General features: G+C 69.7%; 19 protein-coding genes, 1 tRNA gene and 1 pseudogene. 9 read left to right on the forward strand and 12 right to left on the reverse strand.

Annotation, left to right across the window (positions count from 1 at the left end):
• Positions 1-152: 152 nt before the first annotated feature.
• Genes M2157_RS24300 through cydD form a run of 3 tightly spaced genes read left to right on the forward strand, consistent with a single transcriptional unit; the run spans position 153 to position 6,231 of the window.
• On the forward strand, positions 153-1,661 hold the full coding sequence (locus M2157_RS24300) for a cytochrome ubiquinol oxidase subunit I (protein ID WP_280858823.1): 1,509 nt from the start codon (positions 153-155) through the stop codon (positions 1,659-1,661).
• Positions 1,662-1,679: 18 nt separating this feature from the next.
• Positions 1,680-2,684: a cytochrome d ubiquinol oxidase subunit II gene (cydB, locus tag M2157_RS24305; protein ID WP_280858822.1), complete on the forward strand. Its 1,005-nt coding sequence runs from the start codon at positions 1,680-1,682 to the stop codon at positions 2,682-2,684.
• A 58-nt stretch (positions 2,685-2,742) separates the two neighbouring features.
• Positions 2,743-6,231 carry a thiol reductant ABC exporter subunit CydD gene (gene cydD, locus M2157_RS24310; protein ID WP_280866197.1) on the forward strand — a complete coding sequence of 1,163 codons (3,489 nt, stop codon included), beginning with the start codon at positions 2,743-2,745 and terminating at the stop codon, positions 6,229-6,231.
• Positions 6,232-6,278: 47 nt separating this feature from the next.
• Here cydD and M2157_RS24315 read toward each other — a convergent pair whose 3' ends face one another.
• From M2157_RS24315 to M2157_RS24350, 8 genes are all read right to left on the reverse strand, one after another.
• Complete coding sequence (locus M2157_RS24315; protein ID WP_280858820.1) at positions 6,279-7,163, reverse strand: HAD hydrolase family protein; 885 nt, start codon at positions 7,161-7,163, stop codon at positions 6,279-6,281.
• An 84-nt stretch (positions 7,164-7,247) separates the two neighbouring features.
• Positions 7,248-8,150, reverse strand: coding sequence for an LLM class flavin-dependent oxidoreductase (locus M2157_RS24320; protein ID WP_280866198.1), 903 nt, complete (start codon positions 8,148-8,150; stop codon positions 7,248-7,250).
• Between the two features lie 52 nt (positions 8,151-8,202).
• Positions 8,203-8,658, reverse strand: a complete 456-nt coding sequence (locus tag M2157_RS24325) for a hypothetical protein (RefSeq protein WP_280866199.1) — start codon at positions 8,656-8,658, stop codon at positions 8,203-8,205.
• Between the two features lie 25 nt (positions 8,659-8,683).
• Positions 8,684-9,256: an RNA 2'-phosphotransferase gene (locus tag M2157_RS24330; protein WP_280866200.1), complete on the reverse strand. Its 573-nt coding sequence runs from the start codon at positions 9,254-9,256 to the stop codon at positions 8,684-8,686.
• Positions 9,257-9,378: 122 nt separating this feature from the next.
• A complete protein-coding gene (locus tag M2157_RS24335; RefSeq protein WP_280866201.1) occupies positions 9,379-10,317 on the reverse strand; it encodes a MerR family transcriptional regulator in 939 nt (312 codons plus the stop codon).
• Complete coding sequence (locus M2157_RS24340) at positions 10,314-11,183, reverse strand: metal-dependent hydrolase (protein ID WP_280858816.1); 870 nt, start codon at positions 11,181-11,183, stop codon at positions 10,314-10,316. Before M2157_RS24340 ends, M2157_RS24335 begins: the two co-directional genes overlap by 4 nt.
• Positions 11,180-12,937, reverse strand: coding sequence for an SDR family oxidoreductase (locus M2157_RS24345; protein ID WP_280866202.1), 1,758 nt, complete (start codon positions 12,935-12,937; stop codon positions 11,180-11,182). The genes M2157_RS24340 and M2157_RS24345 overlap by 4 nt, the downstream gene beginning before the upstream one ends.
• Entirely contained in the window at positions 12,934-13,776 is an 843-nt protein-coding gene (locus M2157_RS24350; RefSeq protein WP_280866203.1) for a M24 family metallopeptidase, read from the reverse strand. Before M2157_RS24350 ends, M2157_RS24345 begins: the two co-directional genes overlap by 4 nt.
• Positions 13,777-14,024: 248 nt before the next feature.
• Between M2157_RS24350 and M2157_RS24355 the strand changes: the two are divergent.
• The 6 genes and pseudogenes from M2157_RS24355 (at position 14,025) to M2157_RS24380 (ending at position 18,205) form a co-directional block, all read left to right on the forward strand.
• Positions 14,025-14,991: pseudogene (locus M2157_RS24355) on the forward strand (ABC transporter ATP-binding protein).
• Positions 14,981-15,889 (forward strand): ABC transporter permease subunit, encoded by a 909-nt coding sequence (locus M2157_RS24360; protein ID WP_280858813.1) that lies wholly within the window; start codon positions 14,981-14,983, stop codon positions 15,887-15,889. The pseudogene M2157_RS24355 and the gene M2157_RS24360 overlap by 11 nt, the downstream one beginning before the upstream one ends.
• Positions 15,886-16,797 carry an ABC transporter ATP-binding protein gene (locus M2157_RS24365; RefSeq protein WP_280858812.1) on the forward strand — a complete coding sequence of 304 codons (912 nt, stop codon included), beginning with the start codon at positions 15,886-15,888 and terminating at the stop codon, positions 16,795-16,797. Before M2157_RS24360 ends, M2157_RS24365 begins: the two co-directional genes overlap by 4 nt.
• A gap of 10 nt (positions 16,798-16,807) precedes the next feature.
• On the forward strand, positions 16,808-17,527 hold the full coding sequence (locus M2157_RS24370; protein WP_020119557.1) for an ABC transporter permease: 720 nt from the start codon (positions 16,808-16,810) through the stop codon (positions 17,525-17,527).
• A gap of 124 nt (positions 17,528-17,651) precedes the next feature.
• Positions 17,652-17,849, forward strand: a complete 198-nt coding sequence (locus M2157_RS24375; RefSeq protein ID WP_069759589.1) for a hypothetical protein — start codon at positions 17,652-17,654, stop codon at positions 17,847-17,849.
• 268 nt (positions 17,850-18,117) lie between these two features.
• A tRNA-Ser gene (locus M2157_RS24380) sits at positions 18,118-18,205 on the forward strand.
• 305 nt (positions 18,206-18,510) lie between these two features.
• Here M2157_RS24380 and M2157_RS24385 read toward each other — a convergent pair.
• The 4 genes from M2157_RS24385 to efeB form a co-directional block, all read right to left on the reverse strand.
• Positions 18,511-19,314 (reverse strand): HAD family hydrolase, encoded by an 804-nt coding sequence (locus tag M2157_RS24385; RefSeq protein WP_280858811.1) that lies wholly within the window; start codon positions 19,312-19,314, stop codon positions 18,511-18,513.
• Positions 19,311-20,588, reverse strand: a complete 1,278-nt coding sequence (gene serS / locus M2157_RS24390) for a serine--tRNA ligase (RefSeq protein WP_280866204.1) — start codon at positions 20,586-20,588, stop codon at positions 19,311-19,313. Before serS ends, M2157_RS24385 begins: the two co-directional genes overlap by 4 nt.
• A gap of 531 nt (positions 20,589-21,119) precedes the next feature.
• A complete protein-coding gene (gene pheA / locus M2157_RS24395) occupies positions 21,120-22,052 on the reverse strand; it encodes a prephenate dehydratase (RefSeq protein WP_280858809.1) in 933 nt (310 codons plus the stop codon).
• Positions 22,053-22,177: 125 nt separating this feature from the next.
• Complete coding sequence (efeB, locus tag M2157_RS24400) at positions 22,178-23,479, reverse strand: iron uptake transporter deferrochelatase/peroxidase subunit (protein ID WP_280858808.1); 1,302 nt, start codon at positions 23,477-23,479, stop codon at positions 22,178-22,180.
• Positions 23,480-23,481: the final 2 nt, after the last annotated feature.

Here is a 23,481-nt window from a genome sequence, read left to right on the forward strand (position 1 = left end):
CCAGATGTGACCTATCGGACCCTCCCAGGGACCCCCCGCCCGTCCCGTGTCGAACTGCCATGCGTCATACTTGCTTGTGAATGTGAACGCTTTCACAAGCGCTCATTTTGCACGCATATGTTCCACAAGCCTGTGAGGTAAGGAGCGGCGACGTGGACCTGGCTCTGGCGCCGGAGACCCTGGCGCGCTGGCAGTTCGGCATCACCACCGTCTACCACTTCCTGTTCGTCCCCCTGACGATCTCCCTGGCCGCCCTCACGGCCGGCCTCCAGACCGCTTGGGTGCGTACGGAGAATGAGAAGTACCTCAGGGCCACCAAGTTCTGGGGCAAGCTCTTCCTGATCAACATCGCGATGGGTGTGGTCACCGGCATCGTGCAGGAGTTCCAGTTCGGCATGAACTGGTCCGACTACTCGCGCTTCGTCGGCGATGTCTTCGGCGCCCCGCTCGCCTTCGAGGCCCTGATCGCCTTCTTCTTCGAGTCCACCTTCATCGGCCTGTGGATCTTCGGCTGGGACAAACTGCCCAAGAAGATCCACCTGGCCTGCATCTGGATGGTCTCGATCGGCACGATCCTGTCGGCGTACTTCATCCTCGCGGCCAACTCGTGGATGCAGCACCCCGTCGGCTACCGGATCAACAAGGAGAAGGGCCGCGCCGAACTCACCGACTTCTGGGCGGTGCTGACCCAGAACACCGCGCTCACCCAGGTCTTCCACACGATGTCGGCCACCTTCCTGACCGGCGGCGCCTTCATGGTGGGCATCGCGGCCTTCCATCTGTTCCGCAAGAAGCACATCGCCGTGATGAAGACCTCGCTGCGCCTCGGCCTGGTCACCGTGGTCATCGCCGGCATGCTCACCGCGATCAGCGGTGACACCCTCGGCAAGGTCATGTTCAAGCAGCAACCGATGAAGATGGCGGCCGCCGAGGCCCTGTGGGACGGCCAGGACTCGGCACCCTTCTCGATCTTCGCCTACGGCGACGTGGAGAAGGGCCACAACACCGTGGCCATCGAGATCCCCGGCCTGCTGTCCTTCCTCGCCGACGACGACTTCACCTCGTTCGTCCCCGGCATCAACGACGTCAACAAGGCCGAGCAGCAGAAGTACGGACCGGGCGACTACCGGCCCAACATCCCGGTCACCTTCTGGGCGTTCCGCTGGATGATCGGCTTCGGCATGACGTCCTTCGCCATCGGCCTCGCCGGACTCTGGCTGACCCGCAAGAAGTTCATGCTCCCGCAGCACCTGCGCGTCGGCGAGGACGAGGTTCCGCATCTGGTCCTCTTCAAGAACAAGGCCCTCAGCCCCAAGCTCGGCAGGCTCTACTGGCTCGTGGCGATCTGGACCCTTGGCTTCCCGCTGATCGCCAACTCCTGGGGCTGGATCTTCACCGAAATGGGCCGCCAGCCGTGGGTCGTCTACGGCGTCCTGCAGACCCGGCACGCGGTCTCGCCCAGCGTCTCCCAGGCCGAGGTGCTCATCTCGATGCTCGTCTTCACGACCCTGTACGCGATCCTCGCCGTCGTCGAGGTCAAGCTGCTCGTGAAGTACGTGAAGGCCGGGCCGCCCGAACTCACCGAGGCCGACCTCAACCCGCCCACGAAGATCGGCGGCGACACTCGTGACGCCGACAAGCCGATGGCCTTCTCGTACTAGGCCGAGGGAGATCGAGTCATGGAACTTCACGACGTCTGGTTCGTGCTCATCGCCGTCCTGTGGACCGGCTACTTCTTCCTGGAGGGCTTCGACTTCGGGGTCGGTGTCCTCACCAAGCTGCTCGCCCGCGACCGGGCCGAGAAGCGTGTCCTGATCAACACCATCGGTCCCGTCTGGGACGGCAACGAGGTGTGGCTGCTGACGGCGGGTGGTGCGACCTTCGCCGCCTTCCCCGACTGGTACGCCACGCTTTTCTCCGGCTTCTATCTGCCGCTGCTGGTCATCCTGGTCTGCCTGATCGTCCGCGGGGTCGCCTTCGAGTACCGGGCCAAGCGGCCCGAGGAGAAGTGGCAGCGCAACTGGGAGACCGCGATCTTCTGGACCTCGCTCATCCCGGCGTTCCTGTGGGGCGTGGCCTTCGGCAACATCGTGCACGGGGTGAAGATCGACCAGCACTTCGAGTACGTCGGCACCCTCTGGGACCTGTTCAACCCGTATGCCCTACTTGGCGGACTGGTGACGCTGACGCTGTTCACCTTCCACGGAACGGTCTTCACGGCCCTGAAGACCGTCGGGGAGATCCGGGAACGGGCGCGGAAGCTGGCGACCAGGGTCGGCCTCGTCTCGGCCGCGCTGGCGCTGATCTTCCTGCTCTGGACGCAGGTCGACAGCGGCGACGCCAAGAGCCTGGTCGCGCTGGTGGTCGCCGTGGCCGCCCTGGTTGCCGCACTGGTGGCCAACCAGGCCGGGCGTGAGGGCTGGTCGTTCGCCCTGTCGGGCGTCACCATCGTGGCCGCCGTGGCCATGCTCTTCCTGACGCTCTTCCCGAACGTCATGCCGTCGTCGCTCAACGCGGACTGGAGTCTGACGGTCACCAACGCCTCGTCGAGCCCGTACACCCTGAAGATCATGACCTGGTGCGCGGGCATCGCCACGCCGATGGTGATGCTCTACCAGGGCTGGACGTACTGGGTGTTCCGCAAGCGGATCGGCACGCAGCACATCGCCGAAGCCGCGCACTGAGCCCGAGGTGGGCATGTTTCACGTGAAACATGCCCCTTGAGAAGAGGGTGTGTTTCACGTGAAACCGATCGACCCGCGTCTACTCCGATACGCCCGGGCCACCCGCCTCTTCCTGGTGGCCGTGGTCGGCCTGGGTGGCCTCGGTGCCCTGCTGGTCATCGCCCAGGCGATGCTCGTCGCCGAAGTCGTGGTCGGCGCCTTCCAGCATGGTCTGGCGGTCGCAGAACTCCGCACTCCCCTGCTGCTGTTGGCGGCCGTCGCTGTCGGTCGCGGGCTCGTCTCCTGGCTCACCGAACTCGCGGCGCACCGCGCGAGTGCCGCAGTGAAGTCGGAACTGCGGGGGCGGCTGCTGGAGCGGGCCACGACGCTCGGGCCCGGGTGGCTGAGCGGGCAGCGGACCGGGTCGCTGGTCGCCCTCGCCACCAGGGGAGTCGACGCCCTCGACGACTACTTCTCGCGCTACCTCCCGCAACTGGGACTGGCGGTGGTCGTGCCGGTGGCGGTGCTGGCGCGGATCGTTACCGAGGACTGGGTCTCGGCGGCCATCATCGTCGGGACCCTGCCCCTCATCCCCGTCTTCATGGTCCTGATCGGCTGGGCCACTCAGTCCCGGATGGACCGTCAGTGGCAGCTGTTGTCCCGGTTGTCGGGGCACTTCCTGGACGTCGTCGCGGGCCTTCCCACGCTGAAGGTGTTCGGCCGGGCGAAGGCACAGGCCGAGTCGATTCGACGCATCACCGGCGAATACCGGCAGGCGACCATGCGGACGCTGCGGATCGCCTTCATCTCCTCCTTCGCCCTGGAACTGCTGTCGACGCTCTCGGTGGCGCTGGTCGCCGTGACGATCGGGATGCGGCTCGTCCACGGCGAGATGCACCTGTACGACGGCTTGGTCATCCTCATCCTGGCCCCCGAGGCATATCTGCCCCTTCGGCAGGTCGGCGCGCAGTATCACGCGGCGGCGGAGGGGGTGGCCGCAGCCGAGGAGATCTTCTCGGTGCTGGAGACGCCGGTGCCGAGGTCGGGTACCGCTGCGGTTCCCGCCGGTGCGCTGGCCTTCGAGCAGGTCACGGTCACGTATCCAGGGCGTTCGGATGACGCCGTCGCGGACGTGTCCTTCGAGGTCGCGCCCGGGGAGACGGTCGCGTTGGTCGGGCCCAGCGGCGCGGGCAAGTCGACGCTGCTGAACGTCCTGCTGGGGTTCGTGCGGCCGGCCGAGGGGCGCGTGCGGATCGGGGGAGCCGATCTCGCCGAGGTCGACCTGGAGGAGTGGCGGTCGCGCATCGCGTGGGTGCCTCAGCGGCCGCAGTTGTTCGCCGGGACGATCGCCGAGAACGTACGGCTGGCCCGGTCCGACGCCGACGAGGCCGCCGTACGAAGGGCGTTGGGGGACGCGGGGGCGCTGGAGTTCATCGACGCGCTGCCCCTGGGTGCTGACACCGTGCTCGGTGAGGACGGGGCCGGACTGTCCGCCGGGCAGCGGCAACGGCTCGCGCTGGCCCGGGCGTTCCTCGCGGATCGGCCGGTACTGCTCCTCGACGAGCCGACGGCGGCGCTCGACGGAGCCACCGAGGCGGAGGTCGTGGCGGCGGTACGGCGACTCGCGGCCGGGCGCACGGTGCTGCTGGTGGTGCACCGGCCGGCGCTGCTGGGGGTGGCGGACCGGGTGGTGCGGCTGGCGGAGCCGGCGGCACAGGCTCCGGTGGAGGCCATGGCCAGGCCGTCCGCGGCACGTACGGTCGAGGACGGCAGCCCTGCTTCGGCCGAGCCCGGGACGATCGAGCCGCCGGCAGAGGGACGCAGCGTTCTCTCCCGAATCCGCGCCATGTCCGGCCCCCGACGAGGCCGACTCGCGCTCGCGCTGCTGCTCGGAAGCCTCGCGCTCGGCAGTGCCGTGGGGCTGATGGCCACCTCCGGGTGGCTGATCTCGCGGGCCTCGCAGCAGCCGCCCGTGCTGTATCTGATGGTGGCCGTGACGGCGACCAGGGCCTTCGGGATCGGCCGGGCCGTGTTCCGGTACGCGGAGCGCCTGGTGTCGCACGACGCCGTGTTGCGGATGCTCGCCGACACCCGGGTCGCCGTGTACCGGCGCCTGGAGCGACTGGCGCCTGCCGGTCTGCGCACGGTCCGCCGGGGTGATCTGCTCTCACGGCTCGTCTCCGACGTGGACGCCCTCCAGGACTACTGGCTGCGCTGGCTGTTGCCCGCCGGTGCCGCCCTCGTGGTGTCCACGGCCTCCGTGGGCTTCACGGCCTGGTTGCTGCCCGAGGCAGGGGCCGCGCTCGCCGCGGGCCTGCTGGCCGCCGGTGTCGGTGTCCCGCTCATCACCGCAGCCGTGGCTCGCCGCGCCGAACGCCGGCTGGCCCCCGCCCGCGGGGAGCTGGCGACGCGGGTGACCGATCTCCTCACCGGGACCGCGGAGTTGACCGTCGCCGGTGCTCTGCCCGCCCGTACCGCCGATGCACGGCGGGCGGACGGCGTTCTCACCCGGATCGCCTCCCGCGCCGCCACCGCCACCGCCCTCGGTGACGGACTCACCGCCCTGATCTGCGGCCTGACCGTCACCGTCACCGCCCTCGTCGGCGCCCAGGCGGTCGCCTCCGGGCGGCTCGGCGGGGTCGCCATGGCTGTGGTTGTGCTCACCCCGCTGGCAGCCTTCGAGGCCGTGCTCGGGCTGCCGCTCGCCGTGCAGTACCGGCAGCGGGTGCGCAGGAGCGCGGAGCGCGTTCATGAGGTGCTGGACGCGCCCGAGCCCGTACGGGAACCGGAGTTCGCTCGGCAGGCGCCCGCTTCGCCGTTCCCGGTCGTCCTCAAGGGGCTGACCACTCGGCACGAGGGCCAGGACCGGGACGCGCTCACGGGCCTCGATCTGAGCCTGGCGGAGGGCCGGAGGATCGCCGTTGTCGGCGCATCAGGCTCCGGCAAGACCACGCTCGCGCATGTGCTGCTGCGCTTCCTGGACGCGGACGCCGGCACGTACACCCTGGGCGGCGTGGACGCCTACGCGCTGCACAGCGACGATGTACGGCGGCTGGTGGGGTTGTGCGCGCAGGACGCGCATCTCTTCGACAGCTCGGTGCGCGAGAACCTGCTCCTCGCCAAGAAGGACGCGACCGAGGACGAGCTGCGGGACGCGCTGAGTCGGGCCCGTCTGCTCGACTGGGCCGAGAGCCTGCCCGACGGGCTCGACACCCTGGTCGGCGAGCACGGGGCGTGGCTGTCCGGCGGTCAGCGGCAGCGGCTCGCGCTGGCCCGGGCATTGCTCGCCGACTTCCCGGTCCTAGTCCTGGACGAGCCCGCCGAGCATCTCGACCTGCCCACCGCCGACGCGCTCACCGCCGATCTGCTGGCCGCCACCGAGGGCCGTACGACACTCCTTATCACGCACCGGCTGGCAGGACTCGAGTCGGTGGACGAGGTGGTCGTACTCGATGAGGGACAGGTTGTGCAGAGGGGTCCCTACGCGGAGCTGGCGGGCGTGGAGGGGCCGTTGCGGGGAATGGCCGAGCGGGAGGCGGAGTCGGAGTTGCTGGTGGCGGCACGCTGAGGCCTCGCCGACGTGCCTGCGTGGTTCGGCTGAGCCGCAGCGGCCCCCTACAGCCGTTCCAGCATCCTCTCGATCACGACGGCCACCCCGTCGTCGTTGTTGGCGACGGTCCGCCCCGAGGCCGCGGCGATCACGTCCGGGTGGGCGTTGCCCATCGCGTACGACTGTCCGGCCCAGGTCAGCATCTCGACGTCGTTGGGCATGTCCCCGAACGCGACGACCTGCTCGTGCGAGATTCCGCGCTCGGCGCAGCACAGGGCGAGCGTGCTGGCCTTGGAGACGCCGGGTCCGCTGATCTCCAGCAGGGCGCTGGGGCTGGACCGGGTGACGTTGGCGCGGTCACCGATGGCGAGGCGCGAGAGGGTCAGGAAGGCGTCCGGGTCGACCGAGGGGTGGTAGGCGAGGATCTTCAGCACCGGTTCGGCGGCACCGGGACCGTCCTCGGCCAGCAGAGCCTCGGCCGGTGCGAGGTTGTCGGGGATCTCCATGTGCAGCTTGGGATAGTCCGGCTCCTGGTAGAAGCCGTACGTCTGCTCCACTGCGTACACCGTGCCCGGAGCCGCCTCCCTCAGCAGCCGTACGGCGTCCAGCGCGTTCTCCCGGGCCAGCTCGCGCACCTTCACGAACCGGTGGGCGCCGGGGCCGCCGTGCAGGTCGACCACCGCGGCGCCGTTGCCGCAGATGGCGAGGCCGTGGCCGTGGACGTGGTCGCTGACGACGTCCATCCAGCGGGCCGGGCGGCCGGTGACGAAGAAGACCTCGATGCCCGCCTCCTCGGCGGCGGCGAGAGCCGCGACCGTGCGCGGGGACACCGACTTGTCGTCGCGCAGCAGAGTGCCGTCGAGATCGGTGGCAATCAGGCGCGGAGGTATGTCGGCGGCCGGGGTCTCGGGCTGTCGAGTAGCTGAGGTCACCCGCTCATTCTCCCGCATATGCCTGCACGACCGGACGGGTGCCCGCACAGGTGAGACATAGATGACCCAGGAGCGGACCCCACCGGCCCCGGTGCTGCCGCCTCAGCCCAGCTGTGCCGGTGCCTCCATGGCGATCTGCTCGAAGACCTTCTCGTCGGCGGCGAAGTCCGAGTCGGGGATCGGCCAGTGGATTACGAGCTCCGTGAAGCCGAGCTCCCGGTGGCGGCCCGCGAAGTCGACGAAGGCGTCGAGGGACTCCAGCGGGCGCCCGCGATCCGGGGTGAAGCCGGTGAGCAGGATCTTGTCGAGCGAGTTCACGTCCCGGCCGAGTGACACGCAGGCGTCGGTGAGCTTCTCGACCTGGCCGCGGAGGGCCTGGAGGGACTGCTCGGGCGTGCCGTTCTCGTACAGCTTCGGGTCGCCGGTGGTCACCCACGCCTGCCCGTGGCGTGCGGCGAGCCGCAGGCCGCGGGGACCGGTGGCGGCCACGGCGAAGGGCAGCCTGGGCCGCTGGACACAGCCGGGGATGTTGTGGGCCTCGTGCGCCGAGTAGAAGTCCCCCTCGTAGGACACCGAGTCCTCGCAGAGCAGGCGGTCGAGCAGCGGGACGAACTCGGCGAGCCGGTCGGCACGCTCGCGCGGGCTCCACGGATCCTGGCCGAGCGCGGTGGCGTCGAAGCCGGTGCCGCCCGCGCCGATACCGAGGGTGACGCGGCCGCCGGAGATGTCGTCGAGGGTGATCAGTTCCTTGGCGAGGTTCACCGGGTGCCGGAAGTTCGGCGAGGTCACCAGGGTGCCCAGGCGCAGCCGGTCGGTGACGCCCGCGGCACCGGTCAGCGTGGGCAGGGCACCGAACCAGGGGCCGTCGCGGAAGGTGCGCCAGGACAGGTGGTCGTAGGTGTATCCAGTGTGGAAGCCGAGCTGGTCCGCGCGCTGCCATGCCTCGCGGCTCCCCTCGTTCCAGCGGCGGTAGGGGAGGATCACGGTGCTCAGGCGCAGACTCATGTGTCCGAGCGTATGTGCCGAGCCGTGTTTCACGTGAAACAGCGACTCACGGTCACTGTGTGCGGCTGCTGAGCCAGGGGCTGAGTCCGACTGAGATGAACTCCTTGTGCACGCGGTCGCCCGGCAGCGGCACCATCAGGAAGTGGCTGGGCGGAAAGCGGCGCACCTTCACCCAGGCGTGGCCTTCGTAGAGGGCGCGGAGGAACGCGGGAACATCGTCGCGGGCGATGTCGGGGCACTCGACTCCGTCGACGGTGATCAGGGCGTCGTCGTCCGGGAACAACCGCACGTCCACCTGGGGCCGGCCGCCGAGCTCGACGTAGGCCTCGTGGGGCAGGGTGCCGTCCGGGTCGGTGGTGACGCCGACGCCCGCGGCGCTGCGGCGGGAGGTCTGGTCGGCGCCGATGTCGTGGGTCACCTCGATCCCGAGCCCGTACGTGGCGGCGAGGGCGCGGAGTGCGGTGACGGCGGCCTCGGTGGTGGGGAGGTGGTCCATGCCGTGGTCCATGGCGTCGATCATCTCCCGCCGAGGCTCAGTGCTGCTCGGAAAACCGCAGGTAGCGCGGTGGCACGGCCTGGGTCAGCCACACGCCGTTCGCGCTGACGTGGAAGACGTGGCCGTCACGGTGCATGGCTTCCGCGTCCACGGAGAGCACGACGGGGCGGCCGCGGCGGGCGCCGACCCGGGTCGCGGTCTCGCGGTCGGGCGAGAGGTGTACGTCGTGCCGGTTCATGGGGCGCAGTCCCTCGGCGCGGATCGCGTCCAAGTAGCGCGCCACCGTGCCGTGGTAGAGGTACGGCGGCGGAGTCGCCGGCGGCAGGCCGAGGTCGACGTCGATGCTGTGGCCCTGGCTGGCGCGGATGCGGGTGCCGTCGATCGCGAAGCGCTGTTTGTCGTTGGCGGCGACCACGTGGTCCAGCTCGTCCCGGGTGAAGCGGAAGCCGTGCTCGGTGGCCGCCGCGATCAGTGCGTCGATCTCGACCCAGCCGGCCTCGTCGAGCGTGAGCCCGATGCGCTCGGGCTGGTGGCGCAGATGCTTGGAGAGGTACTTCGAGACCTTCACGGTGCGTCTCTCGTCACTCTCGCGTGGCTTGTTCTCGTTCATCCTGCCAGGGTGCCGGGAGAGACGTGAATCACGCGAATGATTTTGGCCCGGATGTTTGATCCACAACCAACTGTAGTTATCCACAGGCTACTTGGCGTTTCTGTGGACAACTCCCTGTCATGTCAGTCCCCTTCGTCAAGATCGACTGGGGGCCGCCCATTTGACGTGAGCGCATCCAACGCCCTTGCCCGCACCTCCCGTTCAGCCGCCAGGACAAAGAACTCCGCCGCCCGCTCCTCCCCAACCAGCCCTTCCACCGCCCGCATCGTCTCCTCGGGCACGGACACGGAACGTGACGTCCGAGGCCCATCCGGCGTCTCCCCTGAACCGAGGTGCTGCCGCAGGTGTCGTACCGCCAAGGTCCGCATCGCACGCGCGAGTTCGGCGTCCACGGTCTGCTGTGCGAGCGGCCGCAGCCGTCGTACGAGTGAGGCGGCTTCGGCGGCTTCCGTGTCGGTCGGCCGGTGCGGTCCTTCCAGGTAGCGCGCGAAGACGTGTTCGGTGGTGAACTCCAGGAAACGGGCGGCGATGTGCTCGACCTGTCCCCTCAACTCCCGCAGGTGGCCGGAGATCGCGGAGAGCGGGACCCCGGCCGCGTACAACTCGGCGGCCACCGCGAGCTCTTGGGGACTCGGCACGAGGAAGGTTCCGTCGTCGCCGGGTACCGGCTCCAGTACGCCGAGCTCCACCGCCTCGGCGACCGCGGCCTCGTCGGGGGTGCCGCCGAAGCGGGCGTCCAGTTCGGCGCGGGAGATCCGGACGGCCTCCTCGTCGGTCCACGGACCGTCGACCTCGGCGACAAGACCGAGGATGCCGCCGAGGCCACGGCCGGAGTCGTAGGCCTCCAGGAGCTCCTTGATGGAGGCCAGGCCGTAGCCGCGGTCGAGGAGATCGGCGATCTGGCGCAGCCGGACGAGGTGGGCGTCGGTGTAGATGTTGGCCCGGCCGCGGCGCTCGGGGCGGGGGAGCAGTCCGCGGTCCTGGTAGGCGCGGATGGTGCGGACGGTGGCGCCGCTGAGGTGGGCGAGGTCCTCGATCCGGTGGGCGGGGGTGTCGCTCACGCGGCGGCCCTCGCCGCCGGTGACCGCTTCAGGTACTCCACCGCACGGCTCAACGACCCCTCCTGCGAAGGGTGGTAGGACCGCCGGAGGTACCGCGGGATGGCCGCGCCGAGCTCTCGCCAGGCGGGCAGCAGTCCTTTTCGTACGGCCTTCTCGTGCTCCTTCAGGGAGTAGCGCAGGCGGCCCGTGAGCTGTGGGTCGTGGCGGATCAGGTAGGCCGTCCCCCACAGCCACAGGTGGAGCATCACCGGGGCGGTGACCGCCATGCCCGCGATCCGGCGGGCGTAGCGGGGCGTCCTGGTGCCGCCGCAGTGCTGGTACATGTCGAAGGCGACCGCGCGGTGCTCGACTTCTTCGGCGCCGTGCCAGCGCAGCAGGTCGAGCATGATCTCGTCGGCGCCGGCCCGGTCGAGCCCGTCGGCGGTCAGCACCCAGTCGCCGAGCACGGCCGTGAACTGTTCGATGGCGGCGACGACGGACAGCCGGAAGCGCAGCCACTCACGCGCGGGTATGGGCGCGTTGAGGGGCGGGCGCTCGCCGAGCAACCGCTCGAAGAGGAAGTCGACGTACTTGGTGAAGTCGGCGGTGTCGAGCCGCTGCGCGGCAAGGTGGTCCAGTACATGCGTGTGCTGGACGCTGTGCGTGGCCTCCTGGCCCATGAACCCTTTGACGGCGGCGTGGAGTTGGGGGTCGCTGACCAGCGGCAGGCCTTCCTTGAGGACCTTCACGAACCAGCGCTCCCCCGCCGGCAGCAGCAGGTGCAGCACGTTGATGACGTGGGTCGCGGTGGGCTCGCCGGGGATCCAGTGCAGGGGCGTGCGGGACCAGTCGAAGGAGACGCGGCGCGGGGCGATCTCGTGGCTCACAACGGCGGCTCCAGCCGTGCGATCGCGCGGAGTGCCTTCGGCGCCCACCGGGCCATGGCCCGCGCGCCGCGGGCCTCGGGCGTGACCGGTACGACGGCCTGGTTGCGCACGACCGCTCGCAGGATCGCGTCGGCGACCTTCTCGGGCGGGTAGTTCCGCAGCCCGTAGAGGCGGGCCGTGCGTTTCTGGCGGCGTTTCTCCTCGTCGGCGTCGACGCCCGCGAAGCGCGCGGTGGAGGTGATGTTGGTGTTGACGAAGCCGGGGCAGATCGCGCTCACGCCGATGCCCCGGCCCGCGAGTTCGGCGCGCAGGCTCTCGCTGAGCATGAGGACGGCCGCCTTGGAGGTGCCGTAGGCGGACAGCGACTTGGAGGGCTGGTAGGCGGCCGCCGAGGCGGTGTTGACGATGTGGCCGCCCTGTCCGCGTTCCACCATCTGCTTGCCGAAGAGTCGGCAGCCGTGGATGACGCCCCACAGGTTGACGTCGAGGACCTTCTTCCAGTCTTCGGTGGTGGTGTCGAAGAAGGAGCCGCCGAGGCCGATCCCGGCGTTGTTGACCAGGACGTCCACCACGCCGTACTCGGCGGCGACCTTGTCGGCGAGTTTCTCCATGGCCTGTTCGTCGGAGACGTCGACGGTCTCCGCCCAGGCCTCGGGCGCGCCGACCAGCCGGGACAGTTCCGCGGTGCGGGCGGCGGCCTCGGCGTCCCGGTCCACGGCGACCACGCGCGCGCCGGCCTCCGCGAAGGCGAACGCCGTGGCGCGGCCGATGCCGCTGCCCGCGCCGGTGACCAGCACGAGCTGTCCGCCGAACCGGTCGGCGTACTTCCCGGTCGCCCCCACAGCGGTCCGGCCGCCTTCGACGGCCGTCACGAACTCCGTGATCCACGCGGACAGCTGGTCCGGGCGTGAGCGCGGGACCCAGTGCTTGGCGGGAAGGGTGCGCCGGGTCAGCTGTGGTGCCCACTGTTCCAGGCCGTCGCAGAGCTTCTCCGAGAGGAACGCGTCCCCCAGGGGCGTGATGAGCTGCACGGGCGCGTGTGCGTACGCGTCGGTGCGCGGGCGGCGCAGCCGGGCCCGGACGTTGTCCCGGTACAGCCATGCGCCGTGGGCCGCGTCGGTGCGCAGCGAGGAGGTCGGGTAGCCGTCGGCGGGGACCTTCTCGGCGCGCTCGAGGATGCGCGGCCAGGCCTTGCCGAGCGGGCCGCGCCAGGCCAGTTCGGGCAGGGCGGGGGTGTACAGCAGGTAGATGTACCAGGACTTGGCGCTCTGGCCGAGGAGCTGGCCGACCCGGCGCGGGGTGGGGCGCCTGAGGCGTTCCGCGATCCAGTGGCCCAAGTGGTCGAGGGACGGTCCGGACATCGAGGTGAAGGACGCGATGCGGCCCTCGGTGTGCGGGACGGTGACGAACTCCCAGGACTGCACCGAGCCCCAGTCGTGTCCGACCAGGTGCACGGGCCGGTCCGGGCTGACGGCGTCCGCGACGGCCAGGAAGTCGTCCGTCAGCTTCTCCAGGGTGAACCCGCCGCGCAGCGGCTTCGGTGCCGTCGAGCGGCCGTGGCCCCGGACGTCGTAGAGGACGACGTGGAAGCGGTCGGCGAGACGGGTCGCGACCTCGGCCCAGATCTCCTTGCTGTCCGGGTAGCCGTGTACCAGGACCACGGTCGGCTGCTCCGGGTCGCCCAGTTCGGCCACGCACAGTTCGACGCCACCGGTCCGCACCCGGCGCTCCCGCGCACCCTTCAGCAAGCTCACTTCGCCTCCGCCCAGCGCCGCACGTGCGGCAGATCGTCGTCCAGCCAGAAGGCGCTCTGCTCGGGGTCCTCGGAGTCGGTGACGACCAGGATCTCCTCGAACTTCGCGCCGGTGCCCCGGAACCCGAGGTGGGGTTCGACCGCCCACAGGCCCGGCCGCGGCGGGTGGTCGGAGGAGCGGTACGGCGACCACAGGGGCGACCAGCCCTCGCGGTGGCCGTGCAGCGCGTCGGCGGCCAGGCCCTTCAGGGACTGGGTGCCGAACCCGAAGACGTGTGGTGACCAGCGGCGCTGCTTGACCTGGTCTACCTTGTGGGCGATCACGCCGAAGGGGTACGCGCGGTGCCGGTTGGCGTAGCCCTGGCGGACCATCAGGCGGTCCACGTCCTCGTAGATCTCGCGCAGCGGCCGCCGCTCACGGACCTCGCGCAGGATCAGCTCGCGGTGCGCCTCGAGGTCGGCCATCAGTCTGTCCTGGACGGGGTTGATCCCCAGCGAGCCGGAGTAGCCGACATCGGCGGTGAAGCCCTCGTACACGGGGGCCATGTCCAGGATGAACGGCATCCCGGGCGTCAGGCGGCGGTCGGTCGGGAAGAACTGCAGCGGAATGCGGAAGCCCGCGAACGCCGTGCGGTCCCCGAACCAGGCGAACGGCAGGTGGAACCAGTCCCGTACGCCTCGCTCGCGCAGCCACTCGCGCTGCATCCGGGCGGCCTGCCGCTCGCTCACGCCGGGCTCCAGACGGGCCGCGACCGCCTCCGCGCACTCGTACGCGAGCCGCTGGACCTGCCTGAATCCCCGCAATCGGGTGGAGAGTCCGCTGTTCACTGCCGTCGTCATGCCGCCTCGTCCCCGTCGACTGCGGTACGTGCCCGTAACGTGACACTGGCGAATGTGACAGTTGTCAGAGGCTGCGTCAATGGGGCTGGGTCAGGCTGTGGAAAAACCCACCGATGTGGAAAACGCAGGCCGCGTTGTTCTACTTCAGGGTGACCCCTAGGTGCCCGTACGTCTGGAGTCTGATGTCGATGCAGCTCTGCGGGGTGACGACCTGAGTGGTCCGCGTCACTAATCTCGACGACGTGACTGTGATCGCGACCGAAAGCCTGAGCAAGCGGTTCCCCAGGGTGACCGCTCTTGACCGGCTCTCCTTGGACGTCGGACCCGGTGTGACCGGACTCGTCGGAGCCAACGGAGCCGGCAAGTCCACCATGATCAAGATCCTGCTGGGTCTGTCCCCCGCCTCCGAGGGCCGTGCCGAAGTGCTCGGGCTCGACGTCGCGACCAAGGGCGCCGCCATCCGCGAGCGTGTCGGCTACATGCCGGAACACGACTGCCTGCCGCCGGACGTCTCGGCCACCGAGTTCGTCGTGCACATGGCCCGTATGTCCGGTCTGCCGCCCACCGCCGCGCGCGAGCGCACCGCGGACACCCTGCGCCATGTCGGCCTGTACGAGGAGCGCTACCGCCCCATCGGCGGCTACTCCACGGGCATGAAAGCAGCGCGTGAAGCTCGCGCAGGCCCTGGTGCACGACCCGCAGCTGGTCTTCCTCGACGAGCCGACCAACGGCCTCGACCCGGTCGGCCGCGACGACATGCTGGGCCTGATCCGCCGTATCTACACCGACTTCGGCATCTCGGTCCTGGTGACCTCGCACCTCCTGGGCGAACTCGAGCGCACCTGCGACCACGTCGTCGTCATCGACGGCGGCAAGCTTTTGCGCTCCAGCTCCACCACCGACTTCACCCAGACCACGACGACCCTCGGCGTCGAGGTCACCGACACCGACGAGCACCCGGACGGCACCCGCGCGGTGCGGGAGGCGCTCCTCGCGCGCGGGGTGGAGGTCCTCGACTCCCAGAGCGGTCTGCCGGGCGCCGGTCACATCCTGCTGCTGACCGCAGAGGGCGAGGAGACCTACGACCTCGTCCGGGACGTCGTCGCCGACCTCGGTCTCGGCCTGGTGCGCATGGAGCAGCGCAGGCACCACATCTCGGAAGTCTTCACGAATGAGGACGAGCAGCGGAAGGAGGCCGTAGGCCATGGCAGTTGACAACCCGGTCACCGTCCCCTCGGGCGACCAGACCCGCATCCACAACATCGGCTACCGCAACTACGACGGCCCTCGCCTCGGCCGTTCCTACGCCACCCGCTCGCTCTACTCGCAGTCCCTGCGCGGCGCCTACGGCCTCGGCCGCTCGGTGAAGTCCAAGGTGCTGCCGATGCTGCTGTTCGTCGTGATGTGCGTGCCCGCGGCCATCATGGTGGCCGTCGCGGTCGCCACGAAGGCGAACGACCTGCCCGTCGACTACACGCGCTACGCGATCATCATGCAGGCCGTCATCAGCCTGTATGTCGCCTCGCAGGCCCCTCAGTCCGTCTCGCGCGACCTGCGCTTCAAGACCGTACCGCTGTACTTCTCGCGGCCCATCGAGACCGCGGACTACGTGCGAGCGAAGTACGCGGCGCTGGCCTCGGCGATGTTCATCCTGACCGCCGCCCCGCTGATCGTGCTCTACGTGGGCGCGCTGCTGGCCAAGCTGGACTTCGCCGACCAGACCAAGGGCTTCGGGCAGGGACTTGTCTCCGTGGCGCTGCTCTCGCTGCTCTTCGCCGGTATCGGCCTGGTCATCGCGTCGGTCACCCCTCGCCGCGGCTTCGGCATCGCGGCGGTGATCGCCGTGCTGACCATCTCCTACGGCGCGGTCTCCACCGTCCAGGCGATCGCCGACGCCCAGGGCAGCTCCAGTGCCATCCCGTGGATCGGCCTGTTCTCGCCGGTCACGCTCATCGACGGACTGCAGTCCGCGTTCCTCGGCGCGAGCTCGGCGTTCCCGGGAGCGGTCGGTCCGTCGAGCGGCGAGGGCGTGGTCTACGTCCTGGCCGTCCTCGGCCTGATCGCCGCCAGTTATGGCCTCCTGATGCGCCGCTACAAGAAGGTGGGACTGTGACCACGCTCCAGATCGACCATGTCTCCCGCTGGTTCGGCAACGTGGTCGCCGTCAACGACATCACCATGACGATCGGCCCCGGCGTCACCGGCCTCCTCGGCCCCAACGGCGCCGGAAAGTCCACCCTCATCAACATGATGGGCGGCTTCCTCGCCCCCTCCACCGGCTCCGTCACGCTCGACGGACAGCAGGTGTGGCGCAACGAGGCGATCTACCAGCACATCGGCGTCGTCCCCGAGCGCGAGGCGATGTACGACTTCCTCACCGGCCGCGAATTCGTCGTCGCCAACGCCGAGTTGCACGGCCTGGGTGCCAAGGCGGCCCAGAAGGCGCTGGCCACGGTCGAGATGGAGTACGCGCAGGACCGCAAGATCTCGACGTACTCCAAGGGCATGCGCCAGCGCGTGAAGATGGCGTCCGCCCTGGTCCACGACCCCTCGCTGCTCCTGCTCGACGAACCGTTCAACGGCATGGACCCGCGCCAGCGCATGCAGCTCATGGACCTGCTGCGGCGCATGGGCGACGAGGGCCGTACCGTCCTGTTCTCCTCGCACATCCTCGAAGAGGTCGAGCAGCTCGCCTGGCACATCGAGGTGGTCGTCGCGGGCCGGCACGCGGCCAGTGGTGACTTCCGCAGGATCCGCCGTCTGATGACGGACCGTCCGCACCGCTATCTGGTGCGTTCCAGCGACGACCGTGCCCTCGCGGCCGCTCTGATCGCCGACCCGTCGACGTCCGGCATCGAAGTCGACCTGGCGGAGGGCGCGTTGCGCATCCAGGCTGTCGACTTCGGCCGTTTCACCGCGCTGTTGCCCAAGGTCGCGCGCGACCACGGCATCCGGCTGCTCACGGTCTCGCCGTCCGACGAGTCCCTCGAGTCCGTCTTCTCGTATCTTGTCGCGGCGTAGGAGGCCGAAGATGTACGACCCCACAGTCGCCCGACTCACCTACCGGGCCCTGCTCGGCCGCCGCCGGGCCCTCATCCTGGGCGCCCTGCCCTTGCTGCTGATCGTGATCTCCGTGATCGTGCGCGCCCTCGTCGGCGCCGACGACCAGACCGCCTCCGACCTGCTGGGCGGGCTCGCGCTCGCCACCATGGTGCCGATCATCGGTGTCATCGCGGGAACCGGTGCGATCGGCCCGGAGATCGACGACGGCTCGGTGGTGTATCTGCTGTCCAAGCCGCTCAAGCGGCCGACGATCATCTTCACCAAGCTGATCGTGGCGATCGCCGTGACGATGGTGTTCTCGGCCCTGCCGACGCTGATTGCCGGATTCATCCTCAACGGCAACGGCCAGCAGATCGCCGTCGCCTACACGGTGGCCGCGCTGGTCTCCTCGATCGCCTACGCGGCGCTCTTCCTGCTGCTCGGCACGGTGTCCCGGCACGCGGTGGTCTTCGGGCTCGTCTACGCGCTGGTCTGGGAGGCACTGTTCGGCTCCCTGGTCGCCGGGGCGAGGACCCTGAGCGTCCAGCAGTGGTCGCTGGCCGTCGCCCACAAGGTCGCGGGCGGGGACCTGGTCACCTCGGACGTCGGACTGCCGACGGCCACGGTGCTGCTGGTCGTGGTGACCGTCCTCGCCACCTGGTACGCGGGACAGAAGCTGCGGTCGCTGACGCTGGCGGGCGAGGAGTAGGCCCCCTGACGTACCACTGATGTCTGACGTACCACTGATGTCCCGCTTATTGACAGGGACTTCATCGTTGTCCGGGCAGACTGGACAAAGGGGAACGTTCGGCTGTGAGTCGAAGGGAACGGGCATGGCAGACGACTGGGACGACCTAGTTCTGGACGAGGACTTCATACAGTCCGCAGGGACGACCGAGCCGTCTGCCCGCGCCCGCATGCTGGCGGCGCGCTGGCGTGACGAGGAGCCCGAACCGCAGCCCTGGCGCTCCGACGAGCCGCCCGCGGGGTGGTTCTTCAGCAAGCGGCGACGGCGCTGGCGGCGCCGGTAGCTTCGAACACACGGCCGCATTTAATCGGTGGCGCCCAACTCGTCGGACAGGCAGAGTGGTTGATGTCCACACCGCCGGACGACCGTCCGGCGCCACGTTCTGGGGAGGAGCCGGACGATGTCCATGCACGACAGTACGTCCAGCTCCCGTCGGGGCAGCCCGCGGAGGACTCCGGTGTAGTTACGCCACCGTCGAGTCCACCCGCAGGAACTGCCCGGGGCGGCCGCTTCGAGCACGCGAAGTCGCTCTCGCGTGAGGCCGCCCACCCGGAGGATTGGCCGAGTGGTAAGGCACCGGCTTGCTAAGCCGTGGTCGGGCCTGGAAAGCCCGCGCACGTTCGATCCGTGCATCCTCCGCGAGACGTTGTCACTGGGACTTGGCCGGGCTTCTCGGCCGGAGTACGTCAAGAAGGGCCGGCGCGTTCCGAACCTGCCGGCGCAGGCGACCGCCGTCGGCGAAAACTGCGGCGGTGGGCGGGCCGGTTGCAGCGGGATCGTCGAGCAGCTCGGCCGGCGGCGAAGCGGCCGTGCGGCCGTTGCACGCGCCCCCGAGCCAGCGACAAGCCCCGGCCCTCGACAAGCCCCGGCATTCGCCAAGCCCCGGCCCTCGACAAGCCCCGGCATTCGCCAAGCCCCCGGCCCAGCCGGACAGCGCGTGGCCGTCAGCCGAGCAACCGCTCCAGCACCACCGCGATCCCGTCCTCCTCGTTGGAGGACGTCACCTCGTCGGCCACCGCCTTCAGCTCCTCGTGCGCGTCCGCCATCGCCACGCCGTACGACGCCCAGGCGAACATCGGGAGGTCGTTGGGCATGTCACCGAAGGCGATCGTGTCCGCGGCCTTCACCCCCAGGCGGCGAGCGGCCAACGACAGGCCGGTGGCCTTCGACAGGCCCAGCGGGAGCAGTTCGACGATGCCCTGGCCCGCCATCGCGACCGAGACGAAACCGCCCGCGGCCCGAACGGCGGCCCGCGCCAACTCGTCGTCCGACAGCTCCGGATGCTGGATGTAGATCTTGTTCAGCGGGGCGGCCCACAGATCCGAAGCGTCCGTGAACGGCGTCGACGGCAGGGCGCCCGTCACCGCGTACCCCGGCCCGACCATCACGTCGCCGTCGAGGCCGTCGCGGCTCGCCGCCAGGTACAGCGGGCCGACCTCCGCCTCGATCTTCGCGAGGGCCACGCCGGCCAACTGGCGGTCCAAGGTCACCGACGTCAGCAGGCGGTGCTCGCCGGCGTGGTACACCTGCGCGCCCTGGGCGCAGACCGCGAGGCCGTCGTAGCCGAGGTCGTCGAGGACGTGCCTGGTCCAGCGGGCCCCGCGTCCCGTCACGACGATGTGGACGGCGCCCGCCGCGGTGGCCGCGGCGAGCGCGTCACGGGTGCGCTGCGAGACCGACTCGTCGGAACGCAGGAGCGTTCCGTCGAGGTCGGTCGCGATCAGCCGGTACGGAAAGCCACTGCTCACTTGGCGACCGGTTCCAGCAGCTCCCGGCCGCCCAGGTACGGACGCAGCACCTCGGGCACCCGCACCGATCCGTCGGCCAGCTGGTGGTTCTCCAGGATCGCCACGATGGTGCGCGGTACGGCGCACAGCGTGCCGTTGAGCGTCGCCAGCGGCTGGACCTTCTTGCCGTCACGCATGCGGACGGACAGACGGCGCGCCTGGAAACCGTCGCAGTTGGAGGCCGAGGTCAGCTCGCGGTACTTGCCCTGGGTCGGGATCCACGCCTCGCAGTCGTACTTGCGGGACGCCGAGGCGCCGAGGTCGCCCGAGGCCACGTCGATGACCTGGAACGGCAGCTCCAGGCCGGTCAGCCACTGCTTCTCCCAGTCCAGGAGCCGCTTGTGCTCGTTCTCCGCGTCCTCGGGGGCGACGTACGAGAACATCTCGACCTTGTCGAACTGGTGCACGCGGAAGATGCCCCGGGTGTCCTTGCCGTAGGTGCCGGCCTCGCGGCGGAAGCACGGCGAGAAGCCGGCATAGCGCAGCGGCAGCTTGTCGGCGTCGAGGATCTCGTCCATGTGGTACGCGGCGAGCGGGACCTCGGAGGTGCCGACCAGGTAGTAGTCGTCCTTCTCCAGGTGGTAGACGTTCTCCGCGGCCTGGCCGAGGAAGCCGGTGCCCTCCATGGCGCGGGGGCGGACCAGCGCGGGGGTGAGCATCGGAGTGAAGCCCGCCTCGGTGGCCTGCGCGATCGCCGCGTTGACGAGGGCGAGCTCCAGCAGGGCGCCGACGCCCGTCAGGTAGTAGAAGCGGGAGCCGGACACCTTGGCGCCGCGCTCGACGTCGATGGCGCCCAGCGCCTCGCCGAGCTCCAGGTGGTCCTTGGGCTCGAAGCCCTCGGCGCCGAAGTCGCGGATGGTGCCGTGCGTCTCCAGGACGACGAAGTCCTCCTCGCCGCCCACCGGGACGTCGGGGTGGACGAGGTTGCCGAGCTGCGACGCGAGGCGCTTGGTCTCCTCGGCGGCGTCGTTCTGAGCGGCCTCGGCTTCCTTGACGTCCGCCTTGAGCTGCTCCGCCTTCTTCAGGAGCTCGGCGCGCTCCTCCGGAGTGGCCTTGGGGATGAGCTTGCCGAGCGACTTCTGCTCGGAACGCAGCTCGTCGAAGCGGACGCCGGACGACCTGCGCCGCTCGTCGGCAGACAGGAGGGCGTCGACGAGGGCGACGTCCTCTCCACGGGCGCGCTGGGACGCGCGCACTCGGTCGGGGTCCTCACGGAGCAGGCGAAGGTCAATCACGCGGTCAAGGCTACCGGTGCGGGGATACGGCCCACGACTCACTATTCCCGGCCGCACCGAATCGTGGCTTACGTTCTGTTATGGGTGAATTGCGGCGTGTGTCAATGAAAAGCACCCCGGATCCCCGGGACGAAGCATGTGCGAGGAGTCGGGTTGACTCGACTCCCTTGTGGAGAGCGGTACTTGGCGCACGGTTGTCCACAGGAATCCCCACCCCTCAAAAAGTTATCCACAGGCTGTGCGGAGGATCTGTGGATTTCGGAATTGATCACTCCGAAACTTGGGGATCACGCCGAGGATTCCCAACGCAAACCCACATCTACCCCTACTTTCGAGTGTAAAGCGGTCACTCCAAAGGGTTACCCAAGGGAAAAGAATGGACGAAGGGTGATGTGCGCACCCGTGAACGCCGGAGGGGTCTGTAGGCCGATTTGTCGACAGGGTCGCGCTTTGGTGTCGACTTGTCCCCAGGTCGAGAAGCGCGCCTGTGGATAACTTCTGTGGATAACTAAAATCTGCAGGTAAGACAGGTCAGAAGCGCCCGTCCTGGCACCGGGCCACCCAGTCCGAGGCCGCCATGAACTCCTCGTCCGAGGTGCCGGCCAGCGGCGCCCGCAGGTCCGCCAGTTCCTTGCCCGCACGCGGGTACGAGCCGAGGAAACGCACCTCGCGGCAGATCCGCTTCAGCCCCATCAGCGCCTCCGCCACCCGGCGGTCGGTGATGTGGCCCTCGGCGTCGATGCAGAAGCAGTAGTTGCCGATCCCCGCGCCCGTGGGCCGGGACTGCAGCAGCATCAGGTTGATACCGCGGGTGGCGAATTCGCCCAGCAGGTCACGCAGCCCGCCCGGGTGGTCGTCCCGCTGCCACAGCACGACGGAGGTCTTGTCGGCTCCGGTCGGTGCGGCGGGCCGGGCCGGGCGGCCGACCAGCACGAACCGCGTCTGTGCGTTCTCGGCGTCGTGGATCCCGGTCTCCAGCGCCTGGAGGCCGTACCGGGCGGCCGCGAACTCGCCGGCGAAGGCCGCGTCGTACTGACCCTCCTGGACCAGCCGGGCCGCGTCCGCGTTCGAGGCGGCCGACTCCCAGTGGGCGTCCGGAAGGTGCGTCTTCAGCCAGTTGCGCACCTGCGGCTGGGCGGCCGGGTGCGCCGAGACCGTCTTGATGTCGGTGAGCTCCGTGCCCGGCCTGACCAGCAGCGCGAAGGTGATCGACAGCAGCACCTCGCGGTAGATCATCAGCGGCGCGCCCGCGACCAGTTCGTCGAGGGTGGTGGTGATGCCGCCCTCGACGGAGTTCTCGATCGGCACGAACGCGGCCTCGGCCTCACCCACGCGCACCGCGTCCAGCGCGGACTGCACCGACACGTAGGGGATCAGCTCCCGGGTCGCCGCCTCGGGCAGCGTCCGCAGCGCGACTTCGGTGAAGGTGCCCTCAGGGCCGAGATAGGCATAGCTCGCTGGCATGACCTCACCCTAATGGCCCTTGCGGAACAGGGCGCGGATGTCTCACCACTGCCCCTCCGCTGAGTGAAACGGCGTGACCAAGGGCCGCCCCCGGACGTTCGCGTGACCCCGCCCCGCCCGGACCCTCACCCCTCCAGCAGCCGCTGCCCCACGTACTCCCCCTCCGCCGCCCCGCCCGGCACCGCGAACAGACCGCTCGACTCGTGCCGGATGTACTGGGAGAGCGCGTCGCCGCGGTCGAGCTTGCGCTGGAGCGGGACGAAGCCGCGCAAGGGGTCGGCCTGCCAGCAGACGAACAGGAGCCCGGCGTCCGGCCCCCCGTCCGCGTCGATGCCGTCGTGGTACGAGAACGGGCGGCGCAGGATGGCCGCGCCCCCGTTCTGGTCGGGCCGGGTGATCCGGGCGTGTGCGTTGATCGGCACCGCTAGATCCCCCTTCGCGTCCGTCTTCTCCAGGTCCATCGCCGTCGTCTCGGTGCCCCCGGACAGCGCCGCGCCGTTCGCCTTCCGGCGCCCGATGACGGCCTCCTGGGACCCCAGGGACAGCTTCTCCCAGTCGTCCAACAGCATCCGGATCCGTCGTACGACGGCGTAGGAGCCGTTCGCCATCCACGCGGGCGTGCCGGATTCCGGGACGAAGATGCGCTGGTCGAAGTCGGGCTCGCCCGGCTTCGGGTTGCGCGTGCCGTCCAGCTGGCCCATGAGGTTGCGGGCCGTCATGGGGTGGGCTGTGGCCCCCGGAGTGCGGTTGAAGCCGTTCATCTGCCAGCGGACCTTCGCCGCGCTGCCCGTGTCCTTCTGGATCGCGCGCAGGGCGTGGAAGGCGACCAGGGCGTCGTCGGCGCCGATCTGCACCCACAGATCGCCGTTGCTGCGGGCCTTGTCGAGCTGGTCGGAGGAGAAGTCGGGCAGGGGGTCGAGGGCGACCGGCCGCTGCTTCTCCAGCCCGGTCCGGGCGAAGAAGCTGTGCCCGAAGCCGAAGGTCAGAGTCAGTGAGGAGGGCCCGGCGTCCCGGGCGACATCCGTGTCGTCGGACCCGGAAGGCTCCCCCGCCATCAGCCGTTGAGCCGTCTGTGACCAGCGGCGCAGCAGCGCGGCGGCCTCCTTGCGGCCCGCGCCCGCCGCCAGGTCGAAGGCGACGAGATGGCCGCGGGCCTGGAGACCTTCGGTGATGCCGGGCTGATGTTTCCCGTGAAACATCACCTCGTCGCTGCCCACCGAGGTCAGCGGAGTCGCCGCGGCGGGCGCGGAGGTGTACCCCACGGCGCCTCCGGCCGCGCCCAGGACGAGTCCGGTGGCGCCGGCGGTGCCGAGCAGGGCGCGCCGCGAGATGCCGCTTCCGGCCGGGAGGCGCCCCTCGACGGGGGTGGCACCCTCGACGGAGCCGCCCTCTTGGGTGCCGGCGACGGGAATGGACTGTTCAGCCATGG

Source organism: Streptomyces sp. SAI-127, from assembly GCF_029894425.1.
In the GTDB taxonomy this organism is placed as follows: Bacteria; Actinomycetota; Actinomycetes; order Streptomycetales; family Streptomycetaceae; genus Streptomyces.

Excerpts from the sequence above, each read along its gene's own strand:
- cydB (WP_280858822.1), top strand. The coding sequence starts at position 1,680 with ATGGAACTTCACGACGTCTGGTTCGTGCTCATCGCCGTCCTGTGGACC.
- M2157_RS24315 (WP_280858820.1), bottom strand. The coding sequence starts at position 7,163 with ATGCGGGAGAATGAGCGGGTGACCTCAGCTACTCGACAGCCCGAGACC.
- M2157_RS24320 (WP_280866198.1), bottom strand. The coding sequence starts at position 8,150 with ATGAGTCTGCGCCTGAGCACCGTGATCCTCCCCTACCGCCGCTGGAAC.
- M2157_RS24325 (WP_280866199.1), bottom strand. The coding sequence starts at position 8,658 with ATGGACCACGGCATGGACCACCTCCCCACCACCGAGGCCGCCGTCACC.
- M2157_RS24330 (WP_280866200.1), bottom strand. The coding sequence starts at position 9,256 with ATGAACGAGAACAAGCCACGCGAGAGTGACGAGAGACGCACCGTGAAG.
- M2157_RS24350 (WP_280866203.1), bottom strand. The coding sequence starts at position 13,776 with ATGACGACGGCAGTGAACAGCGGACTCTCCACCCGATTGCGGGGATTC.
- M2157_RS24360 (WP_280858813.1), top strand. The coding sequence starts at position 14,981 with ATGGCAGTTGACAACCCGGTCACCGTCCCCTCGGGCGACCAGACCCGC.
- M2157_RS24370 (WP_020119557.1), top strand. The coding sequence starts at position 16,808 with ATGTACGACCCCACAGTCGCCCGACTCACCTACCGGGCCCTGCTCGGC.
- M2157_RS24375 (WP_069759589.1), top strand. The coding sequence starts at position 17,652 with ATGGCAGACGACTGGGACGACCTAGTTCTGGACGAGGACTTCATACAG.
- pheA (WP_280858809.1), bottom strand. The coding sequence starts at position 22,052 with ATGCCAGCGAGCTATGCCTATCTCGGCCCTGAGGGCACCTTCACCGAA.
- efeB (WP_280858808.1), bottom strand. The coding sequence starts at position 23,479 with ATGGCTGAACAGTCCATTCCCGTCGCCGGCACCCAAGAGGGCGGCTCC.